This is a genomic window from Bacillus sp. SIMBA_008, from assembly GCF_046535495.1.
GTDB classification, from domain to species: domain Bacteria; phylum Bacillota; class Bacilli; order Bacillales; family Bacillaceae; genus Bacillus; species Bacillus subtilis.
The window spans coordinates 1-241 of sequence record NZ_JAWRWL010001148.1 but is presented as its reverse complement, the minus strand read 5'-3'; the positions used below and the strand labels follow the sequence as shown (position 1 = coordinate 241).

Genomic DNA, 241 nt, shown 5'->3' with positions numbered 1-241 from the left:
AAGTTTTCTAAAGCGCTGGCAGGATGCTAATTCATCATTCAGAACGCATGCTGCCCATTATTCTGATGAGGATCTGTCAATTGAGGGGAATGTGTACCGTCAGCTTCAGCATCTATTGCCGAAGGAGAGTGTCCTTTTTATCGGAAATAGTATGCCGATTCGTGATGTGGATACATTTTTTGAAGCGCAATTGAAGCCTTTTCGAATGATGGCGAATCGAGGAGCAAATGGTATTGATGGC

Annotated in this window: 1 pseudogene; it reads left to right on the top strand. The window is 43.6% G+C overall.

Features of this window, described 5'->3' with window-relative positions:
• Positions 1 to 241, top strand: a pseudogene (locus SB658_RS27030) (2-succinyl-5-enolpyruvyl-6-hydroxy-3-cyclohexene-1-carboxylic-acid synthase); the annotation flags it as partial.